Below are 17,269 nucleotides of genomic sequence, written 5' to 3' on the forward strand. Positions count from 1 at the left end.
CGACTATGATGTGACTTGCTAGGCAGCGTGTTCTCGCCACGGCTTCACGCATGACCGCCTATCAATCCCTTTGCGACGTTGTTTCTGAAATTGCCCTGATCACCTCCACGGAGTCCGTGTTGGGCTGGGATCAGGAAACTTACATGCCGGAGAAGGCGCTGGAGCATCGGGCGCGGCAGTTGTCGTATCTGACGGGGAAGGCGCATGGGCTGCTGACCTCAAAAAAGACACTGAAGCTGTTGGAGCGTGCGGAGACGGAGATGCCGGAGAATGCGACGCAGGCGGCGAACGTGCGCGGATTGCGACGTGACATCGATAAGGCAACGAAACTGCCGCAGAAGCTCGTGGAGGAGGAAAGCCAGGTGACGACGCTGGCGAAGGCGGCGTGGGTGGAGGCACGGTCGAAGTCGGATTTCGCGATGTTTGCGCCGCATTTGGAGAAGGTCCTCACCATCGCGAAAAAAAAGGCGGATTTGTTTGGCTACGAGGACGAGCCGTATGACGCGCTGCTGGATTTGTATGAGCGTGGTGCCAAGACACGCGAGGTGGCGGCGCTGTTTGCCAAGCTGCGGCCGCAACTGGCAGAGATCGCCCGTGAGGCGGTGGCGAAATCGAAGAAGGTGAAGCCGGGCGCACTCAAGGGGTGCTATCCCATCGAGAAACAGCAGATTTTGAACCGCGAGATCGCGGAGAGCCTGGGGTTTGATTTCGAAGCAGGCCGCATCGACACGACGGCGCATCCGTTTTGCACCACACTCGGCCCTGGCGATGTGCGACTGACGACGCGGTATGACGAGTCGGATTTTCTATCGTCGCTGTTCGGCGTGATGCACGAGGCGGGGCACGGTTTGTACGAGCAGGGGTTGCCAGGACTCGATTACGGCCTGCCGAGCGGTTCAGCGGCCTCGCTGGGCATTCACGAGTCGCAGAGCCGGCTGTGGGAGAATCATGTGGGCCGCAGCCGCACGTTCTGGGCGAAGTGGCTGCCGCGGGCGAAGGAACTCTTTCCGCATCTGCGGAAGGTGAAGCTGGAGGCGTTTATGAAGGAGATGCTGCGCAGCGAATTCAGCTTCATCCGGGTGGAGGCGGACGAGGCGACGTATGACCTGCACATCCTGCTGCGCTTTGGCATCGAGCGTCGTCTGGTGAAGGGCGAACTGGCCGTGCAGGACGTGCCGAAGGTGTGGAACGACGAGTATCGCGAGCTGTTCGGCATGACGCCGCCGGATGACCGTCGCGGCTGCCTGCAAGACATCCATTGGAGCATGGGCGGTCTCGGTTACTTCGCGACGTACACGCTGGGAAACCTCAATGCGGCTCAACTCTTCGCGACGGCGAAGAAGCAGAAGAAAATCGCCGCCGCGCTGGAGAAATGCGACTACGCGCCGCTGCTGAAGTGGCTGCGCGACCATGTGCATTCGCAAGGCGGTGCGCTGCTGCCGCAGGAAATCATCACGCAAGCAACGGGCAAGCCGACGGATGCGAAGTGGCACATTGCGCACCTGCGGGAGCGGTATGTGGGATGAGGTGAGTCAAGAGGTCAAGGAGGGGCCAAGCGTCGCGACTTTCACTTCTTGACCATGCTTGACTCCTTGACGGCGCAGCCTTGACAAAACTCACGCCTTCTACTCCCGCCGCATGTGCCGGATGAGGCCGATCATGACCCCTTGAATCATGAGCTCACGCACCGGAATGAGATCGGGGAACTCGGGGTTCTCGGCCTTGAGGAAGGACTGTGAGTCTTTGACGAGGTAACGCTTCAGAGTTGTTTCGCCGTCGATGAGCGCGGCGACGATGTCACGGGGGCGTGGCTCTTTGATTTCGAGGATGACGAGATCGCCATCGCCGATGAGGGCGCCGATCATGGACTCGCCACGCACCTTGAGCGCGAAGCTTTTTGCGCTGCGCGGGATGCCGAGGGTGTTCACATCCACGGAGATGCATTTCTCGGCGTGCTGCACCATGTCCGCCGCGGCCATGCCTGCAGGGATGCTGCCAAAGACAGGAATGTCGATGATTTCTGCGCGGTCGAGATCCTCAGGAAAGACGACGGCGCGGGCCTTGTGCGCATGGCGCTGGATGACACCTTTCTTTTCCAGCGCGCGCAGGTGGCTCATGGCGGCGGTCTGGCTGGAGAAGCCGAAGTGGCGCTGGATGTCACGCGTGGAGGGCATGACGCCCTCACTGCGCTGGTAGCTGCGGAGGTAGTCGAGCAGCTCCTGCTGACGGGCGGTGAGACGGGTGTCGGTGTCGGGCATCATGGCGGCGATTGGGCTGTTCGGGCGAACATTCCTGTTCACAAGGCATGCGCAAGGAGTTTTCCTGCGCCGCTTTCTGCGCATGGTCGGGGAATGAGGCTCCTCAAATTGATCCAAATCTCCGTGCTGACCCTGCTGGCCATTGCTGGTCATGCCCAGGAACTCGCGCCGATGACCCCGGCCAACATGAACAAAACCGGCATGCTGCCGCCGCACACCAAGGTGCTGGGGGAACGCGCCGTGGCGTATTTTGCCAGAAAGGACTGGGCCGGAGCTCGCAAGGCCTACCAGGAGATGCTGGAACTGGATGATGGCAACGCGCTGGTATGGGCAAACCTCGGCGCGGTGGAGCAGCAGGCAGGCGAGGTGAAGCGCGCCATCGAGTGCTTTGAAAAATCGGTGCAGTTCAATCCGCAGCTCGCCCCATCATGGACAGCGCTGGGCTTGCTGCTGCAACGGCAGGGGGACACCTACCGTGCGATTTCGTGTTTCACACGGGCCATTCACGAGGAACCGGAGGATGCGCGAGCGCACAACTTTCTGGCAATCACGATGAAGGAGTTCGGTTGGGCGGACGCGGCGGAGGCCGAGCTGCAAAAGGCGATCGATCTGAAGCCCGACTACGGCATCGCACACTTCAATCTCGCGCTCATGCTGCTGGAACACCGCCCGCCGGCAATCGAGCTGGCACGACGGCATTATGACAAGGCGCTGGCCCTCGGTGTGGCGAAGGATGACGTGGTGGAGCGTCGTCTGAAGGAATAAAGCACATGGACTCCTGGAACATCGCCGCACGGCTCGATGAACTGCGCGCGCAGGGCCTGTGGCGCGAGCTACGGCCTCTGGATGAGGCGAACGGCGCGATCGTGCGCTCCGGTGGGCGCAAGTGGGTTAATTTTTCCTCGAATGACTATCTTGGCCTGGCGGCTTCGTCGCAAATCCGTGCTGCGCTTGAAGAAGGCGTGGCAAAACACGGCGGCGGCTCAGGCGCGTCTCGTCTGGTGTGCGGCACGCATCGTGCGCATCTCGATCTGGAGGAAGCGCTGGCGGATTTCAAAGGCACCGAGGCCGCCTTGACCTTCAACAGCGGCTTTGCGGTGGCGCTGGGCGCCATCCCGGCGCTCGTGGGACCGGGGGATACGATCATTCTCGACAAGCTGTGCCACGCCTGCCTCGTCGATGCGGCTCGCTTGAGCGGGGGGACGATTCGCGTGTTTCCGCACAATCATTTGGAAAAACTCGAACGCCTGCTCGGCACGGCGAAAGGACGCGTGCTCGTCGTCACCGAGTCGATTTTCAGCATGGATGGCGATGCCGCACCGCTGCGGGAGATCGTCGAGCTCAAATCAAAGCACGGAGCCTGGCTGATGGTCGATGAGGCCCACGCCGTGGGAGTGCTCGGACCGCAAGGACGCGGTCTGGCGGCAGAACTCGGTGTGGACCAGCAGATCGAGCTGCACATGGGCACATTGAGCAAGGCCTTCGGCCTCAGCGGCGGCTATCTGGCGGCCTCACGACAAGTCATCGACCTGCTGATTAATCGCGCTCGCAGTTTCATCTACACCACGGCACCGCCGCCGCATCTGGCTCATGCGGCGCTCACAGCGCTGAATCTTTTGCGTGGTGAGCAGGGCTCTGCTTTGCGAAAGGCGCTGCGTCGAAATGCGCAGGCGTTGATGCCGATCCTGCGCGGCAGCGAAGTGAAAGCGGCGATTCTGCCGCTGATTCTCGGCACGGAAGCGGCGGCCATGAGTGCGAGCCAGACTCTGAATGATGCAGGTTACCTTGTTCCCTGCATCCGCTATCCCACCGTGGCACGCGGCAGCGCCAGGCTGAGGCTCACCGTCAGCGCGTCACACGACATGGCACAGATCGACGCCTTAAAGCAGACGCTCAAGGCTTTGCCGATGGATGAACCGCCGCAGGCAAGCGCCTTGTGACGGCTTACTTGGCGGGTGGCGTTGGCGTCTTCTGCTGCTCGTCCTTCTGGATCTTCAATGCAGGCAGCAGTTCTTTGGGAATAATCCTGATTTGCCCGTCTTGGAGGGTCGGCGCGGCGGGGGGCGTGGGGTTTTTGTCTTCGTTGGGAAGAATGAGCGCCGGCCCGTTTTTTTTGAGCTTCTGCGACTCCGGAAGTTGATCGTGTCGGCGTATGGACAGCACCCGCGCCTTTTCACCGGATGTGACAGTGGCTACGGGAGCTTTCACCACCGGATTCGGTCTGACACTGGGAGCTTTGATTTGCGAGGCAGTCATCCCAGGGATGGCCCGGGGAACCAGCTTCACAGGTTCGGCAGACGGCATGCGATCCATGGCCAGCAGGCAGCCAGCGCACACAAGCCACCCACAGCAGGTCGGGAAATGCATGAGAGGACGGCTGCCCGCGCGACAATACGCCGGATGACGAGCATCCTCGTGGCTGGGATTTTGGCTCATGTGTGGACTCTAGCGCCTAACCTTGCCCATTAAAACTGGGAAGATCTCTTGATCTGCACCGCGCGTTGTCGCGCCGCCTGGATTTCCTCCTTGTTTAGCTCCGTGCCGCGCAGGCCGGGAGCCATGAGGCATTTGCGGTCCTCCCGGTGTTTCAAGGTCAGCGCATGGCCCAGTTCATGCGCGGCCACACGGCCCACCGGATGCTCCGAGCCACCACGAACACTCCTGGAAGTCGTCACCTCGCTGACGACAGCCGGCTCACCGTAATAAAAGCCATTCGGCCCCATGTCATGGATGAAGCACACGTTCAGAACCCCGGAAACCAACTGATCCATCGGCAGGGCCTCCTTCACCCAGTTGCGCGAGCGTTGGAAAAAGCGCTTGGGAGGGATGTTCAGCGCCTGCATCTCACGGATGCCCTTCACCTCGAAACGAATGCCCGCCGGAGCCCAGATGCGGTTCACCTCGGCGAAGACTGCCTGGATCTCGCTCTCAGTGATGGCGCATTGAAGCCAAGGATGCACCGCCGAGCGCACTAAATGCACCTGCACGGGCAAAGTAACGAGTTCCACCGGCTCCTGCGCCGGCAGCATGGCTGGAAAGAGCAGGCATGAGATTAAAACACGGAACATGGCGCGCATCTTGGATGCTTAGCGCCGGGACGAGAAAGCTGCAATCCTCACTCACCGGCGTTTCATTTTGCGCTTCAACAATCCTCCCAGGTGAGGCAAGATACGGCACCATGGCCTCCCTGCTTTCCTCACTCTGCGGCACCTGCGGCCGGAACTATCAGTCATTGATGCTGCGGGCGGCGAAGGCGGGCGGGCCGCTTTCGGGCATGGTCGGGCTGGCGGCGGATCTGGGCACGCCGGTGGCAAATTTCATCCTGTGGCTCACGATTGGCGCGGCGGGACTGACGGTGATCGCGGGACTGCTGTGGTTCGGCGGGCATCAGCGACAACTGCGTCGCGCGATGGCGGACGGAAAGGTGACGCAACAGGAACTTGAGCAGGCCACCGAGCACAATGTCTGGAGTGTGAGCTTTGCCTTTGGCCTCGTTTCGACGGTGGTTCTGTGCCTGTTCATGGGCGCTCAAAAACTCGCGGCTGAGGAGGACAAAGGCGTGCTCGCCACGCTCGTGCCGGCGCTGGAGCAGGCGCAGAAATCGCTGTTCAAGATCGAGAAGGACGTGGTGGAAGTGAAGGAGACGACGGAACGCATCGAAACCAAGACCGATCAGGTGCTCACGAAGCTGGAAGACATGAGCGCGGTGTTTGAGCAGGCCACGAAAGGCGGCGCGATCATCGCCAATGCCACCACACCGGCAGAGCACTACCACAACGCCCGCATGTTCGAGCTGAAGTCCGACTTCGCCAGCGCCCGCAAGAGCTACAACGCCTATCTGGCGAGCGGAGTGGATTTCATCGACCCGTATCTGGCCTACACGGACATGTTGAAAGTGCAGGACGGTCTCGAAGGTGCGCGTGAGGTCGTGGCGGCGATGCGGAAGAGCACCACCAGCACGAGTTTGGAGATCGCGGCAGCCCTGCTGCTGCCGAAGGAGCAGCGCATCGCCGCTTTGAAGCAAGGTGTCGAGAAACACGCGGATTTTGCGCCGGCGGTGTATCTGCTGAGCCGTGAATTCTCTGTGGAAAAACTCGGCGACCAGACCCTTGCCGACAAGCGTGAGGAAAAGGCGCTGCTGGAGAAATTCCGTGCCATGGACTCTGCCGGAAAGTTCCAGCGTTACGTCATGGACAAAAAGCAGGCGAAAGCCTGGCTCGATGACGCGGAATCACGACTCGCCAAGCTCACGGCGATGCCAGCGGCGGTGTTGGAGAATCCGGTGACGCTTTCAGCGAACCAATCGAACCAAGGCTGGATGCTCACGCTGGGCTTCGCCGACTACAAAATCAAAAACGTCGAGTACAAGCTCGATGGCGCGGGCGAGTTCAAGTCCACCGGCTTCGCCAACATGACCAACCCGCAGACCGGCCTGCCGATGCCGTCGCAGACCATCATGGTCGCCACACTCGCGCCGGGCGAGCACACGCTCGAAGTGCGCTACACCGACATGACTGACAAGATGAACGGTCCCTTTGTTTTGAAGCTGAACACTGCCGAGGCCACGCTCAAGGCCGGCAAAAACATGCTGGACATGACCGCCACCTCCTGGCTGAGCATTCAGAACGGCAATGTCTATTTCACCGGCTTGCTCACGCATCGCGGCATCCTCAAATCCATCCGCTATTCCTTCGACAGCGAGAAGCTCGACCAGGAGTTCCCCTTCTCGCCGCCAAAGCCCGGTGAAGGCCCCTATGAGATCGGCGAGGGCCTGCCTTACCTTAAAGCGCCAGATGGCTTGAAGTTCGTAGCGCTGCAACTGACCTTCGTGGACGGCTCGAAGTCGGAGGTGAAGAAGTATCCGGCTCCGTGATCAGTGCTTGGGCCCCGAAGGCTTCCAGTCACCCGGTTTCTCCTCGCGAATGTCCAAAGCGACGATGCCCGGACGCGTAAACTCGATGCGGCGCTGCTTATAAAGCGAACCCAGGGCTTGTTTGAAGGCCTTCTTGCTCGCTTCAAAGTGATTGCGAATAACCTCGGGCGGGCTGTCATCATCGAAGTCAAGTTTGCCGCCGTTGTTTTTCAGCGCTTCAAGAATGCGGTCCGTCAATGAAGCCACACGTTGATAACCGGACGCGTCGAGGCTGAGGTCGATCTTCCCGCTGGGATAAACGGCGCTCACGAATCCGTTGAGCTGCTGCCCCACCTGCAACGGCGCACCGACATTCGAGTGGTAGAGCAGTCCGACATGCGTTCCTTCGACAATCGCGTTGTAGCCGAGCGGCGTGCGGGCGGTGATGAGCAGCGCCACCGGCTGCGCAGGCTTGAAGGGCGGCCGTTGGCGGCTCAGATGGCGGTTCAGCCGCGTGGTGGCGATGATGCGGTCCGTTTTTTCATCCAACATGATATAGGCGACGACTTTGTCGCCCACACGAACCGGGTCCGCCTGCTCACGAAACGGCAGCAGCAGATCCTTCAGCAGCCCCCAGTTCAAGAAAGCCCCGACATTGCGGTTCACACTCACCACTTCCAACGTCGCAAACTCGCCCACGGTGGCGAAGGGCTGCTCCGTCGTCGCGACCAGTCGGTCTTCCGAATCGCGATAAATGAAAACATCGAGAGCATCGCCCAGACTCGTGCCCTTCGGGATGTAGCGGTTCGGCAGCAGAATCTCCCCATGCTCGCCTCCATCCAGATAAATGCCATGCGGCGTACTGTGGAGGACGGTGAGTGAGTTGCGTTTGCCAATCTGGGCCATGAGCAGCAGACTAGACGCGGTGAAGCATCATTCCAGCAGTTGCTTTCGTCCCAGGCGACCCAGCCAGGGCTTAAGCGTCAAAATCACGAAGAATGCTCTGATTGGGTATCCAAATGAATGATCAAGAAGCATCAATCCCAGTGGAAAGCTTCCAAACCAACGCGAATGAAAAAGGATGACACGCGAATGGCCGCAAATCCGGCTTCTCCACCTGATTCGTGGTCATTCGCGGCCCATTTGGCTTGGATTCGCGTTAGCCACCATCATCAGTTGCTCATTTCATGCGTAAGCCCTGCGATCCAGCACAGTCAAAAATAACTCGCCTCACACACGGCGGCTCAATTAGAGTCATCCCGCCCATCGCATGAATCCTGATCCCTCTCGCGAAGACACCCTTCCTGCCGCCACCGATCTGGATGCGACGATTCGCATGGATGTGCGCGCCACGCTTCCTCAGGGACTGGAGCAGCCGGGTGACATGCTCGGACGCTACAAACTTATCGAGCCTCTTGGCGAAGGTGGCTTCGGCACTGTCTGGCGGGCGGAGCAGAGCGAGCCGATCCGACGTGAGGTAGCGCTGAAGGTTATCAAGGCCGGGATGGACTCCCGCGAAATCATCGCCCGCTTCGAGGCGGAGCGGCAGGCGCTCGCCTTGATGGATCACCCCAACATCGCCGCCGTGCTCGATGCCGGCACCACCGACAGCGGACGGCCCTACTTTGCGATGGAGTTGGTGAAAGGCATGCCCATCACGGAATACTGCGACGCGCGTCAATTCACCATCCGCCAACGCTTGGAACTGTTCATTCCGGTATGCCGGGCCGTGCAGCATGCGCATCAGAAGGCCATCCTGCATCGTGATCTGAAGCCCACCAATATCCTCGTCATGGAGGTGGACGGCAAACCCGTGCCCAAGGTCATCGACTTCGGCATTGCCAAGGCACTCGGCACCTCGCCGGAGGCGGCCTGGCAGGTCAGCCTGCCGCAAACGCAGGCCGGAGTCGTCATCGGCACGCCGCAATACATGAGTCCCGAGCAAGCCGGAGCCACGCAGGATCTCGACACGCGCAGCGACATCTACACCCTCGGCGTCATCCTGTTTGAACTGCTCACCGGCGACACGCCGCTCGCGCGCGAGTCGCTACGCAAGGCCGCGCTGGATGAAGTGCTGCGGCTGGTGCGTGAGGCAGAGCCCAAGCGCCCCAGCAGCCGCTTGACTCGGGTCACAGATGCGGTCACACAGACCTGCACGGCACGGCAGACCGAGCCTGCGAAATTGACGCGCTCGCTTCGTGGCGATCTCGACTGGATCACGCTCAAGGCTCTGGAGAAGGAACGCGAACGCCGTTATGGCAGCGCTGCCGCATTCGCCGAAGACTTGGAGCGTCATCTCAGAAATGAACCCGTCGAAGCCGGCCCGCCCAGCGCGCTCTATCGCTTCCGCAAGCTGGTGCAGCGTAACCGGCTGGCGGTGGGATCAGCGGCGGCGATGGTGACGCTGTTGCTGGCAGGCATCGCGGTCAGCACCTGGCAGGCCATCAGAGCTGCGCGCGCAGAACAGATTGCTAGATCACAATTGGAGGAAGCGGCGCGATCAGACCGGTTGATGGCTGGGGAGCACTTCCTCAAGAACCAGATGGCCCATGGTTTTGCTCGTCTCTCTCGTGCCCTTTCTTATAAGCCCAATGCCATTTACCCGGCGGAAATGGCCGTCGCAGCCATGAACAATGCCTCGTTCGAGCCCATTCCGGTTAGGATTCTGCGCGGCACCCCGCGCAGTTTGACAAATGCGGAGTTCAGCCCCGATGGCGAGCTTGCATGCACTAATGGTCACGACGGCATCACCCGGCTTTGGAGGGTTGCCGACGGTGTCATGGTGCATGCTCTGGACACGAAAAGCACCATCGTTGGAAAGGCAGAGTTCAGCCCTGACGGACGCCGTCTTGTCGCAAGCTCCGCAGACAACGTGATCCGTGTCTGGGATGTGCTGTCCGGGAACATCGAACGGACGCTGCAAGGCCATGAAGGTGCGGTCAAGAACGTGCGCTGGTCTCCGGATGGCACGAAACTGATCTCATGCTCAAAAGACACGACTGCGAGGATATGGGATTGGAGCAGTGGCAGGTTGCTCCACACGCTGGCTGGTCATCAGGCTGAGCTTCGGGAAGCGCGCTTCAGTCCTGATGGCGAACGGGTTGTCACGGCCTCGGCTGACAAGACGGCGCGACTTTGGAATGCGAACACTGGGAAACTACAGGTGGAGCTCAACGAGCATTCATCTCTTGTGGGCGGCGCACGTTTCAGTCCGGATGGAGAGATTGTTCTGACCATGGCATCGGAAGCCATTCTGTGGAATTCGCACACCGGCAAAAGAATCGCTTCCGTACCCTACAACGGGAATGGGGTTGATGCGGCGGATTTCAGTCCCGATGGACACTATATGGTCTCGCCCAGAGGTGACTACGAGGTTCGGGTGTTTGAAGTTCCCTCCTGCAAGGAATTACTGGCTCTGCCCGGCCACACCAAGAGCGTTGCGAGGACACGCTACAGCCCCGACGGCAGAACCATTCTGACCTGCGCCATGGATGGCACTGCCCGCGTTTGGGATGCCAGAACTGGCAAGGCGCTGTCAGTGCTGCGAGGCCATGAGAACGGCGTGATGGATGCGCAGTTCAGCAAGGATGGGGAATTCATCATCACGGCATCATGGGATTCCACATCTCGAATCTGGGAGGCGGCCCAAACCCAAGCTTCCCATGTATTGCCGCATAACACCACTGTTTATGAAGCTTGTTATACGCATGATGGGAGCCGCATTGCCACCCTGTCTTCGGACGGCAAGGTCAGACTTTGGGATGCCGCGACGCACAGGGCTGAGATGGTGCTCGATGCGCAGCCGTTTGCGCAGGTTGGCGGGATCGTGCAGCCGGGAAGCATCAGCGACATTCGCGGGCTAGCCATGAGTTCCGATGACAAGCTGGTGATGGTTTTCAAAGACGGGATCGTGAGAACCTGGGAGGCTTCGAGCCAGCAGTTGTTATGGACCTTCGGTGGCAATGAAGCCGCGGTGACCGTTGCATGCTTTAGTCCAGATGGACGGCTCGTGTTAACCTGCCCGACCAACAGTGCGTATGAGGTCCTTGATGCGCTTACCGGAAGGCCTGTGGCTGCATTGAAAGGACAGCACGGCAGGGCGAAAAGCGCTCAGTTCAGCCCTGACAGCAATCGAGTAGTGATTGCCACCGATCCGAACTTTGTAACCCTCTGGAGTGTGCCGGAGGGGACTTTGCTCGCAAATCTAAAAGGTCACCGTGGTCAAGTGAACGAAGTTCGGTTCAGTCCGAACGGAAAATGGATAGTGACAGCGTCAACGGATCAAACCGTGGGTATCTGGGAGACGGCAACGGGACGCCTTTTGCAACAGTTGCGCGCGGACCAGTCCGTTACCTGTGCGGCCTTCAGTCCTGACAGCAGCAAAACAGCCGCAGGCACCTTCAACGGCAGTGCGTTTGTTTGGAACGTCGAGGATGGAAAACCGATTGCCTCGTTGCTCAAGCATGAAAGCCATCTGGCGAAAGTTGAATTTACCCCCGATGGACAGCGGTTGGTGACGGCTTCCTCTGACAAGATGGCACGATTGTGGGATGCCAGCACTGGCAAACTCGTGGCAACGCTGCCCGGACACGGGAACATGGTGAGGCAAGCGCTCGTGCATCCCGACGGAGCGGCCATTCTGACAGTGTCGAACGATGGCACGGCGCGTTTGTGGGATATTCTGCCGCCAAACGCAGGCGCTCCACCAGCATGGTTTTGCGATTTTCTGCATTACTTGGCCCAAGAACGGGTGAACTCAGAAGGTGAGTTTGAAATGTTGGGTGCCGAAGAGTGGCTGGCTTTGCGTGACAGACTTCGTAAGCTTCCTAGGACAGCCTCGCGCAATGATCCGTATCTGCAGATTCTGCGCCGTTGGTTGAAGATTCAGTAGATGCAATTGAACTAACTTGGTTCACTTCACCTTCAGCACGACCATCTTTTCCGCATCGCGGGCATAGAGCAGGCCGTTTGAAAAGGCCGCATGGCTGCGGTGGCCGGCGCGGGTGATCTGGGTGCTGCGCAGAAGCTGGAATTTTTCGGGCGTGGCCTGGATGATCCAGAGTTCGCCGAATTCGGTGTGCAGAAGCAATTTGTCGCCAACGACGATCAAGGTGCCACCCTGGAGGCGATCCGGCGCTTCCCAGGCGACTTTGCCATCGACTACGGAAATGCAGCGCAGCGTCATGCCGCTTTCCTGGCGGCCATGCAGGCCATAGACATGGCCGTCGTGATAAACCGGCGTGGTGTAGTGGCAGTCGAGCGCATCGGCTTTTTTCCACAGATTAACCAGTTTGCGTTCCGCCTTGTTCCACTGCCACAAGGCGGCTCCGACATCGTAGGCGGCGGAGAAAAGCAGTTTGCCATCGCCACAAGCCACGGGAGCGGCAGCATTGACGGAGGCGTCGATCTCGGCGCGGAAGAACTCATCGGCAAGCACCTTGCCATCGCTGTTTTGCGTCAAAACGATGCCGCTGCGAGTGAAGAACGCGCTCACGCCGGTGTCTTCAGGGATCAAAATCGGCGACGCATAGCCCGCCTCATGATCCGTGGCCTGCCAGACGCGTTTTCCACTCTGCAAATCAAGCGCGATGATGCCCGCGCCGCCTTTGCCGCCGACATTGAGCAGCACCCTGCCCTCGGTGACGAGCGGCGAGCAGGCGCGGCCAAAGTAACCCTGCGGTGATTCGAGTTCAGCGACGGTGTCGTAGCTCCACAGCAGCTTGCCTGTGTCAAAATCGAGCGCCTGCACGATGCCTTCCGGCCCATGGGTGATGACTTTGCCCTCGGCAATGCAGGGCACGGCACGCGGACCGTTGTCGAAGCCAAAGCTGTCGCGATACGTGGCGGGATAGGTCTGTTTCCAGACCGCTTTTCCATCTGCCGCATCAAGAGCCTCGGTGACCATGTCGGCCCCCTGGCGGTGAAAGACAATCACGCGGCCTTTGGCGACAACGGGACCGGCGAAGCCAGTGCCCAGCATGCGCTTCCACAGCATCTCCGGCTCGGCATCCCCCGTGATGGCCGCCTCATCCTGAGCGGTGCCACCGCGCTGAGGGCCGAGGTATTGCGGCCAGTCGCCAGCGTAAAGCTGACCCAAAGCACAAAAGATGAAAAGCGGCAGACGCATTGAGAAGTGGATGCAGAGTGAACCACCAATGCCGCATTTGAAAAGGTCGTTTATTCATGTTCAAGCCGGAGGTGATTCCTCAATAGCAAAGGGAAGGCCCCGAAGATTTGCTTCATTATTTCAGCCGCAGCACCAAGCGCACGGCATCAAGACGCAAGGCGGAAGATTCAATGGCGAAAGCGAGCGCATCACGTTGATCACTTAAGGCACTGATCTCCTCAGCGCGAATGTGCGGATTGCGGGACTGGAGATCTTCGAGACGGATGATCTCCTCATCCAGGTGCTTGCGCATCGTGATGATAGCACGTTGCTGGAGCGCTTTGAGCTGTGTCTCGGCGAGCTGCTGCGCTTTGCCGAGCATGGTGGGCATCAGCTTGTGGCGGACGGTTTCGTTTTCGACGGTGCGGGTGGGGTCGCCGGGGGTGAGTTTGGCGCGGGTGAAGGCGGGATCGGCGGTGAGATCGCGGCCTTGATGGTCGATGGCGATGCGGATGGGTGTGGCAGGCAAGAAACGTGACGCGTGCAAGGCGGGCGGGGCGATGGATTCGGCAATAAAGCTGGCTTGCAGCACCAATCCTTCGCCACCCGAGGCTTTCCAGAAGGCGAAACCGGCATTGCCTGCGTGCGAGCCGAGCAGGACGTCGAGCGCACCGCAGACGAGCGGGTGATCCCAGGTGAGAAAGGCTTCGTGCTCGCGGGAGAGAGCGCGTTCGCGATCGAAGGTGAAGGTGAGGCCTTCATCAGGCAGCGCGGGCAAGGCATCGGTGATGAGATTGTCGGGACGGATGAACCAGGTGCGGTTGGTCATCTCCTCGACGTGCATGCCGAAATGATCCAGCAGGCGGATGAAGAAGCGCTCGAAATCGAGACCGGCATCGACATCGCGGATGCGCTCAATCAAGCGTGCGGCAAGGCGGGGCTTGCAGGAGTTGAGTTCAAGCAGGCGGTTGTGGCCGCGTTCGAGCTTTTGCCGCACTTCGAGGCGCAGTTTGCTGCTGCGTTTGATGAGGCTTTCGAGTTTGGTGGCATTGAACTTGGCGCAGAGGGCTTCGATTTCGTCCGCGAAGCTGTGGAGAAGCTGCGTGGCACCTTGCAGGCTGTGTTCAAAGGCGTCGAGGCCTTCGTGATACCAACGTGCGAGGATTTCGCCCTCAGAACCCGCGATGTAGGGCACATGGATGTTGATGGTGCCTTTTTGGCCGATGCGGTCGAGGCGGCCGATGCGTTGTTCGAGGAGTTCGGGATCGCGTGGCAGGTCAAACAGCACGAGATGTTGCGCGAACTGGAAATTTCGGCCTTCGCTGCCGATTTCGGAGCAGATAAGCAGGCGTGCGCCTTCGGGATCGGCAAAAGCAGCGGCGTGGCGATCCCTCTGCATGAGAGTGAGGCCTTCGTGGAAGAGAACGGCATGCACATTGATCTCACGCAATAGGCGCTCGTGGATGTCTTCGGCGAGTTTGCGGGTGCGGCAGATGAGGAGGACTTTGGACTCGCCGAGTTCACGCAGCTTCGCGGCAAGCCAGCGGATGAGCGTGTCTTCAGGAGTCGAATTTGGCTCGATGCCAAGCAGGCAGGTATGGCATTGGCGCGGCGGAAATCCCTGGATGACGGCACGGGTGTTTCGAAACATGACGCGGCCAGTGCCAAATTCGTCGAGAAGGTCAGCTACGAGGCGCTGACGGGCTGATTCATCGCCTGCGGTGAGCTGGGCGGCGTGCTGTTGAACGCGAGGCGAGTGGCGGGAGAACAGACCGCGTTCTGGCGAACGCAGCCACGAATCACCGCCTCGAAGAATTTGATCGACGAGACTTGCCACCTCCTCGTAGTGAGTGGATTCGGTGAGGAATTCGTTCAGATCGCCGTAGCGGTCGGGATCGAGGAGGCGAAGGCGGGCGAAGTGACCTTCGGCACCGAGTTGCTGCGGCGTGGCGGTGAGAAGCAGGATGCCGGGAACGCGTTGGGCGATGGCTTCGACGACTTGATAGGCGACACCGGGTGTTTCGACGGTCCATTCGAGATGGTGGGCCTCATCGACGATGAGGAGATCCCAACCGGCGTCTGCGGCTTGTGCGGCACGTTTAGACGAACCACTAAGCAGAGAAAGCGGGCAGAGGACGAGCTGGCTGTCGAGGAAAGGATTGCCCTCGGGGTCACCGGCTTCGATGGCGGCACAGCGCTCTTCATCGAAGAGGCTGAACATGAGATTGAAGCGGCGCAGGAGTTCGACGAACCACTGGTGCGGCAGGGCATCGGGCACGAGGACGAGGATACGTGAGGCGCGGCCAGTGAGGTGAAGACGGTGAAGGATGAGACCGGCTTCGATGGTCTTGCCTAGGCCGACTTCATCGGCCAACAAGACGCGCGGGAGGAGGCGTCCGGTAACATCCGCCGCGATAGACATCTGGTGCGGGATGGGATCGACGCGGCCACCGATGAAGCCCCGCACGAGCGAGGCCTGCATGCGGCAGCGCCATTCGACGGCTTCGGCACGAAGGGCGAAGGCTTGCAGGTCGTCGATGTTTGCGGCGAGAAGACGCTCCTGCGGGCCGCCGAGACTGAGAGTGTCGGCGAGTTCGGCCTCAGGGATGCTACGGCGGCCGCAGTGGTAGGTCAAAACGCCGTCCTGGGAGGTGACGGAGGCGATGGGGTGCTTCGAACCGTCGCGATGCGTGAGTGTATCGCCCGCCTGAAAGCTGGCGCGGCGCAAGGGAGCGCCGCTTCGTGCATAGCGGCGTTTTTCGCCTGCGGCAGGAAAGCGCAGGTCGATGAAGTTGCCTTCGATGCTGGTGACGATGCCGAGACCGAGTTCGGGCTCGCTTTGACTGATCCAGCGCTGGCCGGGTGCGGGTGATTCCATCCAGACGGGGCGCTGTTACTTGTCCTTTTTGCCAAAGAGGCGGCCGAAGAAGGATTTTTTCTTGGGAGGCTCGGGGGCGGGTGCCTGGGCCTGCGGCTGCGCGTATTGGCCGGCAGCAGGCGTGCTTTGCGTGAAGTCGATGACACCCGGCTTGATGGAGGGAGCGGCGCGGGGATCGACATTGATGACCTTGGGCGTCTTCGCCTTGCCGTCGGCCCCGTATTCATAAACGACCTGCTGGTAGCACTGGCCGTTGAGATTGAAAGAGCGCATTTCCTTGGCGCGGCCAAACTCATCGAAATAGACCTGAGAACGGGCGACGAGGTTGCCACGGCCGTCGTAGATGTGGCCCTGGGTGGGCAGGCCGCGCTCATTGAGCAGATAGTGCTTCTTGCTGATGAGAGCGCCTGCGGCGCTATAGGTGGCCTCGGTGAGCTCGTTGGTGGTTTTGTCCACGACGGTCTCGGAATGCGAGTTGTCGGGGTGGTAGGTGCTGCGGGCGGAAATGGGCGCCACAGGCGAGGACGGCTGTGCCTGGAGGGCAGATGCCAGTCCAAGAACGACAAAAAAAGCGGAGCAGGTTTTCATGAAACAGACCAAGATAGCGCGAGAATAACGCCCCCTCCCTGCCGCGACAACGACAAATCCCAAATCCCTCCCTCCCAATGCCCTCCACAGCCCTTTCCTGGAACGATTTCCTCGCACAGACGATCGCTGAATTTGGCTGCACGACTGGGACTCTTCACCGGCTGGATCCAGCGGACAAACATCTCAAGCTGGTGGCGCACCAGGGCATCCCGGAGGCACTGATGCCGATCATTCAATCGATTCCCGTGGGCAAAGGCATCGCGGGCACGGCAGCGGAACGGCGGGAACCGGTGGAAATGTGCAATCTGCAAACCGACACCTCCGGCGTGGCGAAGCCGGGTGCGAAACAGACCCAGGTGCAGGGCACGCTGGCCGTGCCGGTGCTAGACGGCCAGCGCCTCTGCGGTACGCTGGGCATCGGCAAGCTGACACCCTATGATTTCACAGCGGAGGAAAAGGAGAAGCTTCTGAAGACCGCCAGCGGGATCGCGTCCCGGCTGCTGCCGAGTTGATCCAAAAGCATCCCACGAAAAGCCCGGTCACGCCTGATTAGCGGACCGGGCTTTTTGTGGGCTGCGCCCGATTGA

At 60.2% G+C, this 17,269-nt stretch carries 13 protein-coding genes; 6 read left to right on the plus strand and 7 right to left on the minus strand.

Features of this window, described 5'->3' with window-relative positions; translation table 11 throughout:
• Positions 1 to 50: 50 nt before the first annotated feature.
• Positions 51 to 1,526 carry a carboxypeptidase M32 gene (locus tag ACILSI_RS04310; protein WP_395720618.1) on the plus strand — a complete coding sequence of 492 codons (1,476 nt, stop codon included), beginning with the start codon at positions 51 to 53 and terminating at the stop codon, positions 1,524 to 1,526.
• A 99-nt stretch (positions 1,527 to 1,625) separates the two neighbouring features.
• Here ACILSI_RS04310 and lexA read toward each other — a convergent pair whose 3' ends face one another.
• Positions 1,626 to 2,261: a transcriptional repressor LexA gene (lexA, locus tag ACILSI_RS04315; protein WP_395720619.1), complete on the minus strand. Its 636-nt coding sequence runs from the start codon at positions 2,259 to 2,261 to the stop codon at positions 1,626 to 1,628.
• 105 nt (positions 2,262 to 2,366) lie between these two features.
• Between lexA and ACILSI_RS04320 the strand changes: the two genes are divergently transcribed.
• Both ACILSI_RS04320 and ACILSI_RS04325 read left to right on the plus strand, forming a co-directional pair.
• Entirely contained in the window at positions 2,367 to 3,023 is a 657-nt protein-coding gene (locus ACILSI_RS04320) for a tetratricopeptide repeat protein (protein WP_395720620.1), read from the plus strand.
• 5 nt (positions 3,024 to 3,028) lie between these two features.
• Complete coding sequence (locus tag ACILSI_RS04325) at positions 3,029 to 4,198, plus strand: aminotransferase class I/II-fold pyridoxal phosphate-dependent enzyme (protein WP_395720621.1); 1,170 nt, start codon at positions 3,029 to 3,031, stop codon at positions 4,196 to 4,198.
• 4 nt (positions 4,199 to 4,202) lie between these two features.
• Here the strand turns inward: ACILSI_RS04325 and ACILSI_RS04330 are convergent, their stop codons facing one another.
• Positions 4,203 to 4,466: a hypothetical protein gene (locus ACILSI_RS04330; protein WP_395720622.1), complete on the minus strand. Its 264-nt coding sequence runs from the start codon at positions 4,464 to 4,466 to the stop codon at positions 4,203 to 4,205.
• Between the two features lie 257 nt (positions 4,467 to 4,723).
• Positions 4,724 to 5,326, minus strand: a complete 603-nt coding sequence (locus ACILSI_RS04335) for a matrixin family metalloprotease (protein ID WP_395720623.1) — start codon at positions 5,324 to 5,326, stop codon at positions 4,724 to 4,726.
• A 110-nt stretch (positions 5,327 to 5,436) separates the two neighbouring features.
• Here ACILSI_RS04335 and ACILSI_RS04340 point away from each other — a divergent pair, with 110 nt between their 5' ends.
• Entirely contained in the window at positions 5,437 to 7,131 is a 1,695-nt protein-coding gene (locus ACILSI_RS04340) for a hypothetical protein (RefSeq protein WP_395720624.1), read from the plus strand.
• Here ACILSI_RS04340 and ACILSI_RS04345 read toward each other — a convergent pair whose 3' ends face one another.
• On the minus strand, positions 7,132 to 8,016 hold the full coding sequence (locus ACILSI_RS04345) for a S1 RNA-binding domain-containing protein (protein ID WP_395720625.1): 885 nt from the start codon (positions 8,014 to 8,016) through the stop codon (positions 7,132 to 7,134). It abuts the gene before it with no gap.
• A gap of 364 nt (positions 8,017 to 8,380) precedes the next feature.
• Here ACILSI_RS04345 and ACILSI_RS04350 point away from each other — a divergent pair, with 364 nt between their 5' ends.
• Entirely contained in the window at positions 8,381 to 12,001 is a 3,621-nt protein-coding gene (locus ACILSI_RS04350) for a protein kinase domain-containing protein (RefSeq protein WP_395720626.1), read from the plus strand.
• 21 nt (positions 12,002 to 12,022) lie between these two features.
• Here the strand turns inward: ACILSI_RS04350 and ACILSI_RS04355 are convergent, their stop codons facing one another.
• The 3 genes from ACILSI_RS04355 to ACILSI_RS04365 form a co-directional block, all read right to left on the minus strand.
• Positions 12,023 to 13,237 carry a PQQ-binding-like beta-propeller repeat protein gene (locus tag ACILSI_RS04355; protein WP_395720627.1) on the minus strand — a complete coding sequence of 405 codons (1,215 nt, stop codon included), beginning with the start codon at positions 13,235 to 13,237 and terminating at the stop codon, positions 12,023 to 12,025.
• A gap of 115 nt (positions 13,238 to 13,352) precedes the next feature.
• Positions 13,353 to 16,094 (minus strand): helicase-related protein, encoded by a 2,742-nt coding sequence (locus ACILSI_RS04360; RefSeq protein ID WP_395720628.1) that lies wholly within the window; start codon positions 16,092 to 16,094, stop codon positions 13,353 to 13,355.
• Positions 16,095 to 16,109: 15 nt separating this feature from the next.
• Complete coding sequence (locus ACILSI_RS04365) at positions 16,110 to 16,610, minus strand: hypothetical protein (RefSeq protein WP_395720629.1); 501 nt, start codon at positions 16,608 to 16,610, stop codon at positions 16,110 to 16,112.
• 149 nt (positions 16,611 to 16,759) lie between these two features.
• Here ACILSI_RS04365 and ACILSI_RS04370 point away from each other — a divergent pair, with 149 nt between their 5' ends.
• Positions 16,760 to 17,194: a GAF domain-containing protein gene (locus ACILSI_RS04370; protein WP_395720630.1), complete on the plus strand. Its 435-nt coding sequence runs from the start codon at positions 16,760 to 16,762 to the stop codon at positions 17,192 to 17,194.
• Positions 17,195 to 17,269: the final 75 nt, after the last annotated feature.

Source organism: Prosthecobacter sp., assembly GCF_044232965.1.
In the GTDB taxonomy this organism is placed as follows: Bacteria; Verrucomicrobiota; Verrucomicrobiia; order Verrucomicrobiales; family Verrucomicrobiaceae; genus Prosthecobacter.